19 protein-coding genes are annotated in these 17618 nt (G+C 61.7%); 12 read left to right on the plus strand and 7 right to left on the minus strand.

From position 1 onward, the window contains the following. The first annotated feature begins 14 nt into the window (after positions 1-14). Complete coding sequence (locus tag ABH939_RS22030) at positions 15-1109, plus strand: GGDEF domain-containing protein (RefSeq protein WP_083056378.1); 1095 nt, start codon at positions 15-17, stop codon at positions 1107-1109. A 9-nt stretch (positions 1110-1118) separates the two neighbouring features. Here the strand turns inward: ABH939_RS22030 and ABH939_RS22035 are convergent, their stop codons facing one another. Together ABH939_RS22035 and ABH939_RS22040 are read right to left on the minus strand one after the other, a co-directional pair. After that, positions 1119-1331: a DNA-binding protein gene (locus ABH939_RS22035; RefSeq protein ID WP_404650140.1), complete on the minus strand. Its 213-nt coding sequence runs from the start codon at positions 1329-1331 to the stop codon at positions 1119-1121. Positions 1332-1363: 32 nt separating this feature from the next. After that, the gene (locus tag ABH939_RS22040; RefSeq protein ID WP_058226893.1) at positions 1364-2794 is read right to left on the minus strand and encodes an MFS transporter; all 1431 of its coding nucleotides are present in this window, start codon (positions 2792-2794) and stop codon (positions 1364-1366) included. Between the two features lie 63 nt (positions 2795-2857). On the opposite strand from ABH939_RS22040, the gene soxR reads away from it, so the two are divergent. After that, complete coding sequence (gene soxR, locus ABH939_RS22045; protein ID WP_003943238.1) at positions 2858-3298, plus strand: redox-sensitive transcriptional activator SoxR; 441 nt, start codon at positions 2858-2860, stop codon at positions 3296-3298. Positions 3299-3310: 12 nt separating this feature from the next. On the opposite strand, the gene ABH939_RS22050 is transcribed toward soxR, so the two are convergent. The 3 genes from ABH939_RS22050 to ABH939_RS22060 form a co-directional block, all read right to left on the minus strand. Further along, positions 3311-4117: an ABC transporter ATP-binding protein gene (locus tag ABH939_RS22050; protein ID WP_058038325.1), complete on the minus strand. Its 807-nt coding sequence runs from the start codon at positions 4115-4117 to the stop codon at positions 3311-3313. Positions 4118-4132: 15 nt separating this feature from the next. Further along, the gene (locus ABH939_RS22055) at positions 4133-4837 is read right to left on the minus strand and encodes a FadR/GntR family transcriptional regulator (protein WP_003943086.1); all 705 of its coding nucleotides are present in this window, start codon (positions 4835-4837) and stop codon (positions 4133-4135) included. A gap of 102 nt (positions 4838-4939) precedes the next feature. Then, positions 4940-5500 (minus strand): QsdR family transcriptional regulator, encoded by a 561-nt coding sequence (locus tag ABH939_RS22060; RefSeq protein ID WP_003943195.1) that lies wholly within the window; start codon positions 5498-5500, stop codon positions 4940-4942. A gap of 157 nt (positions 5501-5657) precedes the next feature. Between ABH939_RS22060 and ABH939_RS22065 the strand changes: the two genes are divergently transcribed. The 6 genes from ABH939_RS22065 (at position 5658) to ABH939_RS22090 (ending at position 11687) form a co-directional block, all read left to right on the plus strand. Next, on the plus strand, positions 5658-6629 hold the full coding sequence (locus ABH939_RS22065; protein WP_003943005.1) for a phosphotriesterase: 972 nt from the start codon (positions 5658-5660) through the stop codon (positions 6627-6629). 3 nt (positions 6630-6632) lie between these two features. Then, on the plus strand, positions 6633-8288 hold the full coding sequence (locus ABH939_RS22070; RefSeq protein ID WP_063315557.1) for an AMP-binding protein: 1656 nt from the start codon (positions 6633-6635) through the stop codon (positions 8286-8288). A 250-nt stretch (positions 8289-8538) separates the two neighbouring features. Further along, complete coding sequence (locus ABH939_RS22075) at positions 8539-9930, plus strand: MFS transporter (protein ID WP_030536042.1); 1392 nt, start codon at positions 8539-8541, stop codon at positions 9928-9930. 68 nt (positions 9931-9998) lie between these two features. After that, entirely contained in the window at positions 9999-10673 is a 675-nt protein-coding gene (locus ABH939_RS22080) for a TetR/AcrR family transcriptional regulator (RefSeq protein WP_007730817.1), read from the plus strand. A gap of 38 nt (positions 10674-10711) precedes the next feature. After that, positions 10712-11344: an HAD family phosphatase gene (locus ABH939_RS22085; RefSeq protein WP_064687843.1), complete on the plus strand. Its 633-nt coding sequence runs from the start codon at positions 10712-10714 to the stop codon at positions 11342-11344. A 55-nt stretch (positions 11345-11399) separates the two neighbouring features. Further along, positions 11400-11687, plus strand: coding sequence for a putative quinol monooxygenase (locus tag ABH939_RS22090; protein ID WP_042446304.1), 288 nt, complete (start codon positions 11400-11402; stop codon positions 11685-11687). 74 nt (positions 11688-11761) lie between these two features. Here ABH939_RS22090 and ABH939_RS22095 read toward each other — a convergent pair whose 3' ends face one another. Further along, positions 11762-13264, minus strand: a complete 1503-nt coding sequence (locus ABH939_RS22095) for an AMP-binding protein (RefSeq protein ID WP_404650142.1) — start codon at positions 13262-13264, stop codon at positions 11762-11764. A gap of 137 nt (positions 13265-13401) precedes the next feature. On the opposite strand from ABH939_RS22095, the gene ABH939_RS22100 reads away from it, so the two are divergent. Continuing rightward, the gene (locus tag ABH939_RS22100; RefSeq protein WP_007730821.1) at positions 13402-14082 is read left to right on the plus strand and encodes a TetR/AcrR family transcriptional regulator; all 681 of its coding nucleotides are present in this window, start codon (positions 13402-13404) and stop codon (positions 14080-14082) included. Positions 14083-14155: 73 nt separating this feature from the next. On the opposite strand, the gene ABH939_RS22105 is transcribed toward ABH939_RS22100, so the two are convergent. Then, positions 14156-14632, minus strand: a complete 477-nt coding sequence (locus tag ABH939_RS22105) for a MaoC family dehydratase (RefSeq protein WP_003942878.1) — start codon at positions 14630-14632, stop codon at positions 14156-14158. A 157-nt stretch (positions 14633-14789) separates the two neighbouring features. Here ABH939_RS22105 and ABH939_RS22110 point away from each other — a divergent pair, with 157 nt between their 5' ends. Genes ABH939_RS22110 through ABH939_RS22120 form a run of 3 tightly spaced genes read left to right on the plus strand, consistent with a single transcriptional unit; the run spans position 14790 to position 17618 of the window. Continuing rightward, a complete protein-coding gene (locus ABH939_RS22110; RefSeq protein WP_003942864.1) occupies positions 14790-15611 on the plus strand; it encodes an SDR family oxidoreductase in 822 nt (273 codons plus the stop codon). Further along, positions 15608-16411, plus strand: coding sequence for an enoyl-CoA hydratase-related protein (locus ABH939_RS22115; protein ID WP_003942852.1), 804 nt, complete (start codon positions 15608-15610; stop codon positions 16409-16411). Before ABH939_RS22110 ends, ABH939_RS22115 begins: the two co-directional genes overlap by 4 nt. After that, positions 16398-17618: an acyl-CoA dehydrogenase family protein gene (locus ABH939_RS22120; RefSeq protein WP_019745701.1), complete on the plus strand. Its 1221-nt coding sequence runs from the start codon at positions 16398-16400 to the stop codon at positions 17616-17618. Before ABH939_RS22115 ends, ABH939_RS22120 begins: the two co-directional genes overlap by 14 nt.

Here is a 17618-nt window from a genome sequence, read left to right on the forward strand (position 1 = left end):
TCGGCTGATCGGCGATGAACGGTTTGGTCGACGTCGTCATGCGCTGGTGGCAGTTGCCGGACCAGTTCCACAGTTTCAGCAGGTACCTCCAGGACCGCGGGTTCTTGACTTCCTGCCGGGCGCTGGTCGGCGGAACAGCATTCTGGATGGGGCTGGTGTTGCTGTCGGCGCGATTCAGTGACGTCGGTCCGCAAGGTACGTTCTGGCGAGCGGTCAATCTGGCGGTCATCGCGCTGTGCCTCGGCGCGGCCCTGATCTGGTGGCTGTTTCCGCCTACGCCGCTGTGGTCGTACACCTTTGTCGTGGGTTCCGACGTCGCGATTGCGGCGGCGGCCGCAACCGACTCGGAACCGCTGGGACGACTCATCGCGTGCGTCGTTTTCGCGTCGATCGGCGGCTACATCGCGTTCTTCCACAATCCGAAACTCCAAGTCGGTCACTTGGTCTTCGCCTCGACCGTCACGGTGCTTTCGGGGTGGACTTTGTTGTTCGGGCCAGCAGCGGACGTCGGCTTGGGACTGGCGAAGATCTCGGTTGTGCTGGCTACGATCATCGTGATTCCTGTTGTGTCACAGATTGTTCTGGCGGTCCTGGGTTCGGATGCCACTACCTCCGACATCGACCCGTTGACCGGACTGCTCAACCGTCGCGGATTGGCGCGTCGGGTGAACGACTTGATGGGCGCTCCGGTCACCGAAGCGGATGCACTGCTCGTAGTGGTGATCGACCTCGATCGCTTCAAGACGATCAACGACGTTCACGGCCATGACGTAGGAGACAGCACGATCATGCGAACTGCACTGCGCATCCGTTTGTGGACAACCCAGTCCGCCTTGACTGCTCGTATGGGCGGTGACGAGTTCGTCGTGGTCGAACGGGTACCGGTCAGCGTGATCTCCAGGCTGGAAGGACAGATCCGCTCCGCGATGGACGGAGCGAACGATGACCCTCCGACGAGCGCGAGCATCGGAATGGCGATCCGCACCGCGCCCCGGAATCCGGGTGAGTCCGTCGACGCTGCTTTTGCCGAACTCTTCCGCGTCGCGGACTCGGTGATGTACGAAGCGAAGCGCGAAGGTGGCAACCAGGTGCGGGCGAGCCTGGTCTGATGTGAGAGCTCAGTCGGCGAAGCTCAGACCACGTTCGGCGAGTGCTTCGCGCAGAATCCTCAAGGCCTTCGGTCCCATCCCGTGCAAAGCGCCGAGTTCCTTCTCGGACACGGACGTCAGCTGCGCGAGATGGGTGTAACCCGCTTCGATCAGCGCGCGCTGTGCGGGAGCTCCCGTCTTCGGGAAGTCGGTTTCCACTGTGCCCGGATCCGGTTCTGTCACTGGCCAACTCCTCCGTGTGGGTTTCTCACAGTTTAGCGAGCGTCGTGAACGATTTCGGGGCTGCCGATTTTGTCGGGCGTTCGCGGAAGTGCGCGAGCTGCCACGGCAATGCCGATGATCGAGACAGCGGCGAAGGTGAAGAGAAGCAATTGCGCAGAACGAAGCGTCGACGGTTCGCCGATGTTGACCAGCACTCCGGCCAGGGCTGCACCGAAGGCATTGGCGATCAGCTGAACGGTGTTGATGGCAGCGGAGGCACGCGCACCTTCTCCGGGATCGGTGACCGAGGTCATCGCCCCGACTGCAAGATGAGGCCAGGCGATGCCGATTCCGACGCCGGCGAACAGCAGTCCGATCACCCACGCGACCACCGCACCGGCGCCGGCGTGTTCGGTGAGAAATGCTGCCATGATGCCCAACCCGATCGCGACGAGGATCGGACCGCTGACAACGATTCGTCGCACGATACGAGGGGCTGTTGCCGAGGCGCTCGGGATTTCGCCGAGAGTCCAGCCGAGAGCGAGTGCGGCCCCGAGGAATCCGGCCGCGAGCGGCGCCAGGCCGGCAAGTCGTTGCCCGAAGAGTGGAATGAACGTCTCGACGGTCGACGCGACAGCGAGGACGACGATGGTCAGGTACACCCATTTGAGGGACGACGCGTTGAACGTCGACGGCGGTAGTACGCCGTGGCGCGAGCGACGGTCAGCGGCGACAAAAGCGATCAGTAGCAGCACAGCGGCGAGAACCATTGCGGCGGTCACGGCGAGGTTGGACAGAATTCCGGCAACGCTGACCAGCAAAGCTGCCGCAGTCAGCAATGCCAGCGAGAGGACCGGCACCGGGCTACTGGTGGTGCTGCCCGGTTCATGTGCCGGTAGCGCGCTGGGGACGAGAGCGGCGACTGCGATCGTCGCGATGACCAGGACGCCGAAAGCCCATCGCCAGGCTCCGAACTGAGCAAAGACACCGCCGATTGCAGGGCCGGCGAAGGTGCCGACTCCCCACATCGCCGAAACCAGCGCGGCCCCGCGAGTCCACAGATGTCTGGGGAGCGCGGCATTGATGACGGCGTAACCGAGACCGGCCAGCAGGCCACCGCCCGAACCCTGGATCGTGCGGCCGACCAACAGCAATTCCATCGTCGGGCTGACCGCACAGACAACGGTGCCGAGCGCGAAGATCGCGAGGCCGATCAGGTAGGCCCCGCGCGGTCCCCTGGCAGCGAGGACGTTGGTGACCAACATCGAAGAGATGACGGAAGCAATGAGGAAGACCGTCGCGGTCCAGGCGTAGTACTGCTGACCGCCGATGTCGTCGATGGCAGTCGGAAGCAGGCTGGTCGTCAGGTAGACGTTGGTCGCGTACAGCGCAACGCCGCCTGCGAGGACGGTAGCGGTGCCGAGGTATCGACCGCTCAGGAGTTGCCGCCAGGTTCCGGCGGGAGCATCGGTGGGGGAGTGCATGTTGTCGAAGGTAGAATCTCGAGTGCGCTTCAGGTCAATGTCGCGCAGCCATTGGGAGGCAGAATGATCCGTAAGAGTGACGAACTTCTCTCGATCGGCGAGGTATCGGAGCGCACTGGCGTCGCCGTGTCGGCTGTGCGCTACTACGAAACACTCGGTCTGGTTCCTGCGGAGCGGACGGCAGGAAATATGAGGAAGTTCCCGCGGCATTCGATCCGGCGGGTGTCGCTGATCCAGTTGGCAGTCAGATTCGGGATACCCCTGGCCGAAGTTGCCGAAGTATTCGGATCGTTGCCGCAGGGGCGAACTCCGACGAAGAAAGACTGGCGCAAGATTTCCACGGAGTGGAATCAGCGCCTCGAGGATCGCAAGCAGGCCATCAACCGGATGCAGGACGAACTGACGGGCTGTATCGGCTGCGGGTGTCTGTCACTGAAAACATGCAACCTGCTCAACCCTGGAGACGAACTGGGCCGGGAGGGACCCGGCGCCAGACGTCTCTGAAACTACTGTCGGTCACACTCTTTCGCGTGGCCGCGACTGAGCATTCCACCGACCACCACGACGCTCGATCTCGATGGGATGCGAGAAGCACTCGCTGATGTTCTGGGTGGTGATCACATCCTCGGCGAGGCCGCTGGCGGTCACGACGCCGTCCTTGATCAGAAGAGCATGTGTGGTGGTGCTGGGGATCTCCTCGATGTGGTGCGTCACGAGGATGCTGGCAAGTGACGGGTTCTGATTGCGGAGGTCGTCCAGTGCCGACAAGAGTTGTTCGCGTGCAGCAAGATCGAGCCCGGTCGCCGGTTCGTCGAGCAGAAGCAGGCGCGGTTCGACCATGAGTGCGCGGGCGATCAGGGTTCGTCCCCGTTCGCCTTGGGACAAGTTGGGCCACAGCGCGTCTGAACGCGGACTCATTCCGAGTAGATCGATCAGTGCGTCGGCATGAGCCTCTTGCTCCGGCGTCGGTGACCAGCGCGGCATCACCTCGGTGGTGTTGGTGAGGCCGGTGATCACGACGTTGCGGACGGTGATCGGAATTCCGATCGTGTGACGAGGGTTCACGTGCCCGATGTCCATCCGCAGTTCCCTCATGTCGACGCGGCCCAACTTGTGGCCGAGGACGTAAACGGAACCGCGAGTCGGGTGGGCGGTTGCTCCGAGCAGGCTCAGAAGCGTGCTCTTGCCCGCGCCGTTCGCGCCGAGGAGGACCCAGTGTTGTCCGGGTTCGATCGAAATGTTGATGTCTTTCAACAAGTATCGGCCGTCGCGGACGAGATCCACGTGTTCGGTCGACAGAACTGTGCCGGTGGGGTGTTGCACGAGAACTAACCTCTCTTAGGCGTCGAGCACACGCAGTCGTCGTAGGACGGTGTCGATGTTTGCTCGAGTTGCCGCTACCGCGGCTTCTGGGTCGGCGTCTTGAAGGGCCTCGACCAACTGATCATGGGCATGTGAGGTGTCGGGGACGCCGGCCTCGTGGGCCATCATCTCGACGAGGGATTCACGAAGGAGTGGACGCACCGACGTGAAAAGCGAGAGCAGAACTGCGTTTCCTGACAGTCGAACGACTTCGGTGTGGAAGTCGAGGTCGACGTCGACGAACTTCTCGACATCACCCTCGAAATGACTGTGTCGCATGGTCAGTCGCCGCCGCAGGCCGTCGAGGTCCTCGGGTTGTACCCGCTCCGCGGCCAGTCTGGCGGCCTCGATCTCGAGTGCGCGACGGACTTCGAAGACCTCGAGGATCCTCGAGCGTCGAAGAAGTTTGGTGAATTCGTCGACGTGCTCGAGTTCGGACGCGGCAGCCACGAAGGTTCCGACGCCGTGTCGGACTTCGAGTAGTCCGTCGCGAGCGAGGAGGCGGATTGCCTCGCGAATCGAGGAACGCCCGACGCCGAGTTCGACGGCGAGGGCCGCCTCGCTCGGTATGCGCTCGGACGGCGCCCACGTTCCATGCATGATTCGCCCGCGCAGCAACTGTTCGAGTTGCGGTACCAGCGGACCACTGCGAAGTGTGAATCCTGTGTGGTCGTCGGACACGGCTTGCCTCTCGGGTGGGTACCGAAAGAGTAACAACTCATCAGACGTCTGAGGACTCGGGTGGCCGGTGTGTCGCCGTAGTGTTCACGCGGTCGAAGCGTGTCAGTTGCGGGTGACGCCGAGGAGCAGTGCGATCAGGTCGAGGGCCGTCTCGATCTCGGCCTTTTCTCGGCCGAGCAGGGGGGCGTAGAGGTGTACGTCGCAGATGCGGACGAGGGCTTCGCCCAGCACTTGCGGCGAGAGCGTGATCGTCAGTTGGCCGGCGTCGACCTGGGATTGCAGGATTTCTGCGGTGATGGAGGCGGAGATCGATTCGATGGAGCCGGGCATCATCGCGAGTTTGATGAACACCATCGGTTCGCGTTTGGTCAGCGCGCGCAGTTCTGTCGACGATTCCACCGATCGCATAACGCGGCCGAAGACGTCGAGAATGTACTCCGGACCTTGCCCCGACGCCTGTGACATCGCCTTTCGGTATGTCCGTTCGGTGGCCTCGGCCAGCACTGTTCCGAGCAGTTCGTCGCGGTTGCCGACCCAGCGGTACAGCGTCGCGCGGCCTACGCCGAGACGTTCGGCGAGCAGTGACATGTCGAGTGGTTCCTCCGCGAGGTACATGCTCGCGGCGGTGTCGATCGCGCGTCGGCGTTCGAGGTCGGTAGGCATCGGGACATTCTCTCCGGTTGTCCGGTACTGCACAATTTCGGCCGTTGAAAAATGGTGAGCCTCGGGGGATCGAGCCTATTGACGAACCTGGCCACGTGAGACACACTAGCTCATTGTCTCATGTTAGTGATGGCGATCACAGTCAGGGGTTCGATCGATGAGTTCAGTACAAACCGTTCGTGGGCCGGTGGATACAGCCGATCTGGGAAAGGTGTTGATGCACGAGCATGTCTTCGTTCTGGGTGAGGAGTTGCGCCAGAACTACCCCGACTACCCCGAACCCTGGGACGAGGAAGTACGGGTAGCGGACGCGGTGGCAAAGCTGACCGAGGTGAAGTCCCGCGGAATCAGCACGATCGTCGATCCCACGGTGATCGGCCTCGGCCGGTACATTCCGCGCATCGTCCGGATCAACGAGCAGGTCGATCTCAACATCATCGTTGCTACCGGCATCTACACCTACAACGACATTCCCTTCCAATTCCATTACACCGGACCGGGATTGCTGTTCGACGGCCCCGAGCCGATGGTCGAACTGTTCGTCAAGGACATCAGGGAAGGAATCGCCGGAACCGGTGTCCGAGCCTCCTTCCTGAAGTGCGCCATCGAGGAGCCGGGCCTTACCCCCGGCGTCGAGCGGGTCATGCGCGCGGTCGGACAGTCGCAGGTGGAAACGGGAGTGCCGATCACCGTGCACACCAATCCGCACACTGAATCCGGGCTGGTCGCGCAGAAGGTTCTGGCCGAAGAGGGTGCGGATCTGACCAAGGTGGTCATCGGTCACTCCGGCGACACCACCGATCTCGACTATCTGTGTGCGCTGGCCGATGCCGGTTCGCTACTGGGGATGGACCGTTTCGGTCTCGAACCGTTCCTGTCGTTCGAGGATCGTGTCAACACCGTGGTGGAGATGGCCCGTCGCGGTTACGCGGAGAAGATGGTTCTGGCACATGACGCGTCGTGTTTCATCGACTACTTCCCCAGCGCGGCAAGAGAAGTGGCACTTCCGAACTGGAACTACACCCACATCAGTGATGATGTCATTCCGGCGCTGCTCGAACGTGGTGTCACCGAAGACCAGGTCAAGGCGATGCTGGTGGACAACCCACGTCGGTACTTCGAGAGCTGAGATATGACCAACGTGTACGAGAGCAAGCCCTGGCTCGCCAATTACGACGCCGACACTCCGCCGAACGTAGACATCGAGCACGTCGACGCCCTCGCGATGTTCCGTGCTTCGCTGGAGCGCGATCGCACTGCCCCGATCATCAGGTACTTCGACAGGACCGTCAGCTTTGCCGAGCTCGACGAGATGTCGGATGCGCTTGCCGTAGCCCTCGCCAAGGATGGAATCGGGTTCGCAGACAGAGTTTCCTTTGTCCTGCAGAATGTTCCGCAGTTCGTGATCGCGACAGTCGCGGTCTGGAAGCTCGGTGCCGTCGTCGTTCCGGTCAATCCGATGTACCGCGACCGTGAGCTGTCCACCGTACTGGCCGACAGCGGAGCGGCGGCAGTCATCTGTCTCGAGTCCTCGGCCGAGACCGTGGCGACTGCGTCCGAGGGCACCGCAGTGAGACGGGTGATCACCACGTCGGAACTGGATTTTCAGTCGCGCGACGATGAACGGATCTTCGGTTCGGCGTCCAGGATTCGGCACGATGGATTTCCGGATCTACTGGAATTGATCGAGGCTCATCGAGGGCAGAAGCCCGAGAAGGTCGATCTGTCCCCGGAAGACCTTGCCTACCTTCCCTATACGTCAGGGACAACCGGCCCGCCGAAGGGGTCGATGAACACGCACTCAAATGTCGTGTTCGCAGCGCAGATCTATCGGGACTGGCTGGGGTTGCGCCCCGGCGGCGCGATGTTCGCGGTGGCGCCACTGTTCCATATCACCGGGTTGATCGGGCACGTCGCGGCTCCACTCCTAGCCGGCGCGCCCACGATTCTGACCTGCCGATTCCATCCCATCGTTGCAGCGGAGTCAATTTCGGAGCATCGGGCTACCGCGATCATCGGAGCGATCACGGTATTCATCGCGTGGACGGACAGCGCCGCAGTCTCGAAGGAATCTTTGAGCTCTCTCGAGTCGGTGTATTCAGGTGGCGCGCCGATCCCGCACGCGGCGTTGGAAGCGTTCCGGGCGAAGTTCGGTCACTACATTCACAACGGCTACGGGCTGACCGAGACGAACAGCCCGGCAATCGTGGTGCCGAATTCGCGTGAAGCGCCGGTAGATCCGGCGTCGGGGGCCGTTGCTGTCGGCGTACCGGTATCGAATACGTACGCCGAGGTGGTGGACGAGAACGACAAGCCGGTACAGGTCGGGGAGTACGGCGAGATCGTGGTCTCCGGTCCCCAGGTTGCACTCGGATACTGGAACAAGCCGGACGAGACCGCACATGCCATGCCGGACGGGCGTTTTCACACCGGCGACATCGGATTCATGGACGGCGACGGTTGGTTTTACATCGTCGACCGGATGAAGGATCAGATAAATGCGTCGGGCTTCAAAGTGTGGCCACGCGAAGTGGAAGATGTTCTCTACGAACACCCCGCCGTACGAGAGGCTGCTGTCGTCGGTGTCATGGATCCGTATCGCGGCGAAACCGTGAAGGCCTTCGTGTCCTTCAAGGACGGTGCCGAGGCGACCACCGAGGATCTGGTCGAGTTCTGCAAGGAAAGGCTTGCAGCATACAAGTATCCACGCATCGTCGAGGTCATGAATGACCTCCCGAAAACAGTGAGCGGCAAGATTCTTCGTCGTGAACTGCGGGTACCGAACTAGATCTGCCTGACAAACGAATTGCCGGCCGCCGACAAGGTGAGCCGGCCATTCGTCGTGGTGGCTGACGAGCATCGGTAGGGGATTTAGTCCCCTATGCGGCAATGCATTTCAGTGATTGACATCACTCTTTTTGTATCGCAGACTGATCGCAACGCCACAGAGTTGAAGTTGGTGTCAGTTTCTACTTCTGGCCCGGTTCCGCTTCTCAACTCCCGGCGCGACGAGCGTCCGACCCATCGAGGAGTAACCCATGACGAGATCGGCAGTGGATTCGAGCACGCAGGCAGGGGGCCTGTCCGATCAGGAACGGAAGAAGAAGAAGGCGCACCGCAAACTTCTCGGCGCGGGACTGCTCGGCAGTTCCATCGAGTGGTACGACTTCTTCTTGTACGGAACGGCTGCGGCACTGGTCTTTCCGCATGTGTTCTTCCCCGATTCATCCGCACTGATGGGCACATTGCTCTCGTTCAGTACGTTCTGGGCCGGCTTCGTTGCCCGCCCCATCGGCGGTTTGGTCGCCGGACACTTCGGCGACAAGTATGGGCGTAAGCCCGCTGTCGTCACCTGCCTGTTGCTGATGGCTGTCGCGACGTTCCTGATCGGCGCGATCCCGAGTGCGTCGGCAATCGGCGTCGTCGCTCCGATTCTTCTGGTGACACTGCGATTCATCCAAGGTCTCGCCTGCGGTGGCCAGTGGGGCGGAATCGTCCTTCTCCTCACCGAATCCGCGAGTCCCAAGAAGCGCGGATTCTCAGGCACTTTCGGTCAGATGGGTGTCTCGTTCGGTGTAGTGCTGGGCAACCTGGTCTTCCTCGTCGCGACCGCGACCATTTCCAATGATGCATTCCTGAGCTGGGGTTGGCGAGTTCCGTTCTTCGCCAGCGCGCTGCTCTTCCCTGTGGTTCTGTACATCCAGACGAAGGTCGAGGACACGCCGGAATTCCTCGAGTTGCAGGAAGACGCCAAGAAGAACCAAAAGGACGTCGTCGTTCAGGCTCCACTGGCGCAGGCGCTCAAGGATCACTGGCGCAAGATTCTGCTCGGTTGCGGACTTCTGGCCGCCACCAATGCACTGTTCTACATCAGCATCGCCGGCGTGCTCAGCTACGGCACAACCGAACTGGGGTTGAAGCGGAACTCACTGCTCATCATCTCGCTCCTGAGCGCGTTGCTGACAGTCGGCGTGGTGCTGTGGTCCGGGAAGATGTCCGACAAGATCGGTCGTCGTCCGATGATCCTGATCGGCGCCGCGGCGATCGTGGTCTGGGCATTCCCGTACTTCTGGTTGATCAACACCAAGTCCCTGCCGCTGTTCTTCATCGCGGTGACGGTTGGCAGCGTGTTCCAGTCGATGACCTACGGGCCGATCGCGGCATACATGGGTGAGCTGTTCGCACCCAACGTGCGCTACTCGGCAGCATCGTTGGCCTACCAGTTGGCGGCGATCACGGTCAGCGGTGGCACTCCGTTCATCATGACAGCACTTATCGCGAAGACCGGAACCACGACATGGGTTGCCGTGTTCGTGGCACTCATGGGCTTGGTGACCTTCTTCAGTGCCTGGGTGCTGAAAGAGACCAACCCGAAGGAAGTTCGGGACGATCCGAACGCAATTCCGGGCGCGCACCTGTACGCCAAGTAACTCTTTCGGTTTCGAGCAGACGCCCGCTATCGGTCACCGGTAGCGGGCGTCTGACGTATAACTGGAGCATGGCTGCAGCACGCACAGGCTCCGAAGATGCTTCGTCGACAGTGTCACGGGAACTCCCCTCCACTCAGCGTGGTTTGCGTACGCGGCGAGCGTTGATCGATGCGGCCCGCACCGTTTTCGAACGGTCCGGCTATCTGGACTCGCGGCTGATCGACATCACTGTGGAGGCGCAGTGCTCGGCCGGTACCTTCTACACCTACTTCGCGAGCAAAGAAGAGATCTTCGCGGCAGTGATGGAGTTGGCACGCGAAGACATGATGCATCCGGGTATGCCGCACACTCCGAAAGGCGCGGATCCTGCTGAGGTCATCGCGGCGAGTAACCGCGCGTACCTCGAGGCGTACCGACGGAACGCGAAGCTGATGGGACTGCTCGAGCAGGTAGCAAGCATCGATCCGGAGTTCCGGGTTCTCCGCCTCGAGCGTGCTGACGCGTTTGTTCGACGCAACGCGCGCAGTATCGAGAAGCTGCAGAAGGCCGGACTGGCGGACGCGAATCTGGATCCGCTACTGACGTCTCGGGCACTCTCCGGGATGATCAGTCGACTTGCGTTCGGGTACTTCGTATCCCGCGGCGGCGAGGACGGCGCCGCCGGAGTGACCTTCGACGGTCTGCTCGATACCGTCAACCGGTTGTGGATCAACACTTTGCAATTCTCGCTACGCCGAAATTGATGTTGACGCCGGGTTCATGTTTGGTGTCTGATGGAGCAATGACACCTACGCGTACGGCAGTGCTCGTCGATTTCGGTGGAGTTCTCACCTCCAGTGTTCTTCAGGCCTTCGAAGACTTCGGGGCCTCGCTTGGCGGCGACCCACGACTTCCGTTGACCCTGCTCTCCCGCGACGACGTCTCGAAGAGACTGCTCTCCGATCACGAATCCGGAAAGATCGACCAGGAGGCCTTCGAAGCAGGATTCGGGGAACGGCTACGAGCGCACGGCGCCGTCGTGGACAGCGAAGGATTGGTCGACCGTATGCAGGCCGGGCTTGTCCGAGACGAAGAGATGGTGCGACTGATTGCGGACGTCAGAGCGGCGGGTCACCCTGTTGCGCTCGTGTCCAATGCTTTCGGGCGTGATTGCTACGCGGGTTTTGTGCTCGAGGACCTCGCCGACGAAGTGGTGATCTCCTCGGAAGTCGGGATTCGTAAGCCCTCTCGTCAGATCTACACCATCGCGTGCGAGCGGCTGGGTGTTGCGCCCGAAGGCGCCGTGATGATCGATGACCTGCAACAGAACCTCGACGGCGCGGCACGATTGGGGATCGCCGGCATTCTCCACACCGATGCGGAAAGCACTCGCAGTCAGTTGGAATCGACGTTCGGACTACTGCCCATGCAGTGAAACTGTAGGTTCTCGGTAACACTCGAATACTGCTGGAACACTTTTGGAGGAATGAATGATTGCTGTCATCGCGGATATCACCGTCAAAGACGGAAGCGGCGAACAGTTCGAAGCCGTAGTCGCCGAACTTGCCGAGAAGGTGCGCACGGAAGAGCCCGGAACGGTTCTGTATCAACTGATCCGCTCGAAGACGGATACGAATTCCTACAAGTTCATGGAGCTGTATCAAGACGGTGCTGCGATCAAGGCCCATGGATCGTCCGAGCATTTCCAGGCCGCGGGAAAGGCGATGGCGCCCTTCCTCGCAGGCGCCCCGCAGATCGAGTACTTCGACGCACTCTGAGCGCATGGACAGGGCACTCTGAGCGCATGGACAGGTGAACCCCGGCGAAATCTCGCCGGGGTTCACTTGTGTTTTCAGTTCTGCTTCTGGGCGAGGAGTTCGGTGCGGTCGATCGATCGCTTGAGGATCTTTCCCGTCGAACCCTTCGGGAGCGCGTCGATGAACTGGACCACCCGCGGAATCTTGTAGGCGGACAGACGTTCCCGAGCCCACGAGGTGACGTCATCTGCTTCGAGGTCGGAGCCTGGGCGCACGGCCACCACCGCCGCAACCTCCTCGCCGTAGTAGTCGTCGGGTATACCGATCACCGCGGCCTCGATGATGTCGGGGTGCTGGTAGAGCACCTCTTCGACCTCGCCTGGATAGACGTTGTATCCACCGCGGATGATGAGGTCCTTGACGCGGTCGACGATGCGAAGGTCACCGTCGGCGTCGGTCTCGCCGAGGTCTCCGGTGCGGAACCATCCGTCGTCGGACAGGACGGCGGACGTGTCGGCCGGGCGCCTCCAGTAGCCCTTCATGACCGTCGGTCCTTTGATGAATACCTCGCCCACTGTGCCTGCCTGGCAGACATTTCCGTCGTGATCACGGACCTCGACCTCGGTGCGCGGTACGGCGCGGCCGGTGTATCCGATCTTTGCGACGCGGTCGATGCTGTTGAAAGTTCCGAATGCGCTCGTCTCGGTCAGGCCGTAGCCCTCGAGGATTGTGCAGTTGAACCGTGCTTCGAAGGCGCGAGCGACTTCACCGGGAAGTGATGCGCCACCGGAGATTGCGATCCGCAGTTGTTCGAAGTCGGAGCTGTCCACGTCGGCTGCGGCGTGCAGCATGGCATTCCACATGGTGGGGACGCCCGCCATGATGGTGAGCTTGTCCCGACGCACCAGATCGAGCATGGCGGCCGGGTCGAACCGGGCGAGCAGGGACAGCGATCCGCCGCCGGTGAAGGTTGCCATCATGACCGAACCCTGGCCGAAGATGTGAAAGAGCGGCAGCCCGGTACCGGTGCGGTCCGAGGGATTTCCGCGGCTGCTCTCGGCGCCGATCTCACCGGCAGACAACAGATTCCCGACTGTCAGCTGAGCGCCCTTCGGACGTCCGGTGGTACCGGAGGTGTAGAGAATCGCCGTGGTGTCCGCTGCGTCGCGGTCGACCACCGTTGCCGGTGGATGGTCGGCCTTCGCCGATTCTTCGGTGAGCGTCCACACCGGGACGCCGCGCGCACTCCCTGCATCCTGAACTGCGGGACCGAGCTGGTGCCAGGCGATCGCCAGCGAAATCTCGGCGTCGTCCAGTACGTACTCGACTTCGGGTTGCGCCGACATCGTGTTGATGGGCACCACGACACAACCTGCAGCCTGAATCCCCATGTACGCCACGATGAATTCAGGCACCGACGGCGCCGCGAGCAGAACCCGGTCGCCGATGCTCAACCCTTCGTCGCGAATGCGGCCGGCAAACGCCAGAGACGCGTCGTGAAGCTGTCGGTATGTCCAATGACTATCCGTGCCGCGAATTGCAATATTTTCCGGAGTGGCTTCCGCGTGACGGGTCACCGGGTCGAGAACGCTAACCATGGTTCTGCCTTTCGGGAGGAATCGACCGATTGTGTGTCCTGGGTCTCACCAGAGCGTACACTTGAATCCGGCGTCAACATCGAGTCTGCTGGGATTGTCCCGAAAATGATGTTGATCGGAAGGATGAGGAGCGCACCGTGCTCGACGACGAATCGCGAATTGCCGCCTTACCGGTGGCTCCGCCCGCGCTGCTCCGGGATCGACCGACCACCGAGCGGGGTACACGCACGCGTGCGGCATTGGTTGCTGCTGCCCGTAAGGTTTTCGAGCGCAGTGGCTATCTCGATGCACGTTTGATCGACATCGCAAAAGAAGCCGGTTGCGCGACGGGATCGTTCTACACGTACTTCGCGAACAAGGAAGAGGTGTTCGCCGCCGTCCTCGAGGTCGCGCGAGACGACATGATGCACCCGGGCATGGGACGCGTTGCGAGCGCGGACGATCCGTACGCCGTGCTCGAGGCAAGTAATCGAGCGTATCTGGCCGCGTATCAACGCAATGCGAAGTTGATGGGGCTCATGGAGCAGGTAGCTCACATCGACCCGGAGTTCCGGAAGTTCCGCAGCGAGCGTGCCAATGCGTTCATACGCCGTAATGCCCGCGGGATTGCAGATCTGCAGTCCCGCGGCATCGCGGACACGACGCTGGATCCGATGACGGCGTCGATTGCTCTGTCCGGCATGGTGAGTCGACTCGCCTACAGTCTGTTCACCCTTCGTGAGGGTGAGGTGGACGGGCGTTCACCGGAGTTCGATCAGATTGTCGCCACTGTGACCGATCTGTGGGCGAACGCTCTGAAGTTCCCCGACCGTCTCTGACGAGGTGGGCCGCCCCGGCTGCATCGATGTTCGAGCGGCCGGGCGTCCCAGTCTCGGTTCAGCTCTTTTCGGTTCAGCTCTTTTCGACGACGCGAGCGACGGATTCGGCGACCACGACGGGCTTGTCGGAACCCTCGCGCTCGACCACCTGGCTCATCTTCACTTGGATTCCGCCGGGCAACTGCTCCGCGGACACGACGGTTGCGCGCATGCGGACCCGGGATCCCACGGGAACGGGAGCGGGGAAGCGAACCTTGTCGTAGCCGTAATTGAGGCTGTGGGCGAAGCCGTCGAAGTGGATGAGTTGGTAGGAGAACTGGGGTCCCAGTGAGAGGCTGAAGAGTCCGTGCGCGATCGTGCTGCCGAGCGGGCTCGATGCGGCTCGTTCCGGGTCGACATGAATCCACTGATGATCGTTTGTGGCTTCGGCGAACGCGTTGATGCGCTCCTGGGTGATGTCGTACCACTCCGTCGGGCCAAGTTCCTGGCCGATGAGCTTCTCGAGCTCGGCGAAGGTGGACGGGCGGACGGGCAATTGGTTTTCAGTCATCGTTATCCCTTTACTCGCAGTTCAGGAGGACGGAACGGGCCGTTCGGGTGACCGTCGCGATTCGACGGTTGAAACTGACGCCGGATTCAACTATACATGAGGGGAGACGTGGATCACTGTCAGCGCGTAGGTATGACGCAAGCGAGAGGAATCGCTCATGAAGGTTGCCCAGAAGGTAGCAATTGTCACCGGTGGCGGCGGGGGAATCGGCGGTGCACTGGCCGAGCGACTGGCTGCCGAGGGTGCTCGCGTCGTAGTGGCTGACCTGGACGGGGCAGCAGCTTCGGCAGTAGCAGAGGCGATCAACGCGGAGCGTCCCGGAGCGGCCGTGTCTGCCGGTGGCGACGTCTCCGACGAGACGGTCATTGCGGGCCTGATCGCGCAGGCGGAAAAGGAATTCGGCCCGGTCGACCTCTACTTCGCCAATGCCGGCGTTACCGGTGGCATGGGCCTCGACATCAGTGAAGACGTCTGGGACACGACGATCGACGTCAACGTTCGCGCCCACATTCGCGCTGCCAGGCTCCTCGTCCCCGGCTGGACGGAGCGCGGGGAGGGCTACTTCATCAGCACGGCCTCTGCGGCCGGCTTGCTCAGTCAGGTCGGGTCCGCCGCGTACTCGGTGACCAAACATGCCGCGGTCGCGTTTGCCGAGTGGCTCTCGATCACCTACGGAGATCAGGGTGTTCGCGTCAGTTGCTTGTGCCCGATGGGCGTCAACACCAAGCTTCTCTACGAAGGTGAGAACTCCGGCGATCCGGTCGGCAAGGCCGCAACCGGAGCCGTGCTTGCGGCAGGCAATGTTCTCGAGCCTGCCGAATGCGCCGAAATCGTTCTTGCGGCAGTGGATGCCGAAGAATTTCTCATCCTTCCGCACAAGAACGTGCTGGACATGTACCGGCAGAAGGGCGCCGACTACGACCGTTGGCTGCGCGGGATGCGCCGGTACCAGGCGTCGCTCCTCGCGGGAACACGATGACCGAGGAACTCGTCCTCTCCGAGCAGAGAGGAGCGGTGCTGGTTCTGACATTCAATCGGCCCCGCGTTCTCAACGCGTGGACCAACGAGCTCGAAGATCAGTACTACGACTTTCTGGCCGTGGCAGACGAAGATCCCAGTGTCCGAGCAATTGTTGTCACCGGCTCCGGCCGAGGATTCTGCTCGGGGGCTGACCTCGGCAATTTGAAGAACGTCGGCGAAGTTTCCGAAAGTGATCTTGTCCGGCCGCGAGACCGTCATTTCCCGACCACCATCCGCAAGCCGCTGATCGCTGCCGTCAACGGCGTCGCCGCCGGGCTCGGAATGGTCGAGGCTTTGTACTGCGACGTTCGTTTCGGTTCGAGCGCAACACGATTCACTACCGCGTTCGCGCGTCGAGGCCTGATTGCGGAGTACGGCATCTCCTGGATGTTGCCCCGCTTGGTCGGGCACAGTCGAGCAGTCGATCTTCTGCTTTCCAGCCGGATGGTGGACGCCGACGAGGCGTACCGCATCGGTCTGATCGACCACCTGGTCACCGGCGGTGACGTTCTGGATGCGGCGATTGCTTACGCCGAGGACATCGCGGCGAACTGCTCGCCGACGTCCCTCTCCGTCATCAAATCGCAGATGAGTGCCGACGCGCACTCGACCTTCACCGATTCCGCCAGGCGTGCGGAATCGCTGATGCTGAACGCATTTCACGGCCCGGATGTCGTCGAGGGTGTCAACAGCCATCTCGAACATCGAGCCCCCAATTTTCCTTCCCTCTCTGTCAGGAGTTCACATGTCAGTGTTTGAGTTCTCGGATCGCACCAAGAAGTACCAGGCCGAACTGCTCGATTTCATGGACAAGCACGTTTACCCGGCCGAAGCGGTCTACGAAGAGCAGATGCGTGAGTCCGGTAACCCGCACTTTCAGCCGCCGATCATCGACGACTTGAAGAAGGAAGCCAAGGCCCGCGGGCTGTGGAACCTCTTCCATCCCCATCCCGAATGGGGCCCCGGCCTGACCAACCTGGAATACGCACCGCTCGCGGAGATCATGGGCCGCAGCCACCTGGCCTCCGAGGCCACCAACTGCGCCGCTCCGGACACGGGAAACATGGAGGTGCTCACGCTCTTCGGCACCGACGAGCACAAGGAGAAGTACCTCAAGCCGCTTCTCGAAGGCGAAATTCGTTCCGCTTTCGCGATGACCGAGCCCGAGGTTGCCAGCTCCGACGCCACCAACATCCAGCTCCGTATGGACCGTGACGGCGACGAGTACGTGCTGAACGGCCGTAAGTGGTTCGCTTCCAACGCCTTGCACCAGAACTGCAAGGTTCTGATCGTCATGGGTAAGACCGACTTCAATGCCGCCACCCACCGTCAGCAGTCGATGATGGTCGTGCCGATCGATGCTCCCGGCGTCACGATCCTGCGCAACCTGCCGGTTTTCGGCTACCAGGACCGCGAAGGACACGGCGAGATCACTTTCGAGGACGTGCGCGTCCCGGCCAAGGACATTCTCGCCGGTGAGGGTGAAGGATTCGCGATCAGCCAGGCCCGCCTCGGCCCCGGCCGCATCCACCACTGCATGCGTGCAATCGGAATGGCCGAGCGCGCACTGGAACTGATGTGCAAGCGCGCATCCACCCGCATCACCTTCGGGAAGCCCGTCAGTGACAACGCGAATATCCAGGACTGGATCGCCGAGGCTCGTATCGACATCGAGATGGTTCGACTCCTCACACTCAAGGCCGCACACATGATGGACACGGTGGGCAACAAGGAAGCGCGCACCGAGATCGCAGCTATCAAGGTTGCGGCACCGAACATCGCGCTCAAGATCATCGACCGCGCCATCCAGGTTCACGGCGGTGGCGGCGTCACCGACGACTTCCCGCTCGCGATGGCTTACGCCCACATGCGCACCCTTCGCCTGGCCGACGGCCCGGACGAGGTGCACAAGCGCGCCATCGCCAAGCAGGAACTGCGCAAGTACCGCGAAGTCAAGGCGAACTGA

It is taken from the genome of Rhodococcus sp. 27YEA6, from assembly GCF_044908235.1.
Taxonomy (GTDB): Bacteria; Actinomycetota; Actinomycetes; order Mycobacteriales; family Mycobacteriaceae; genus Rhodococcus_F; species Rhodococcus_F qingshengii.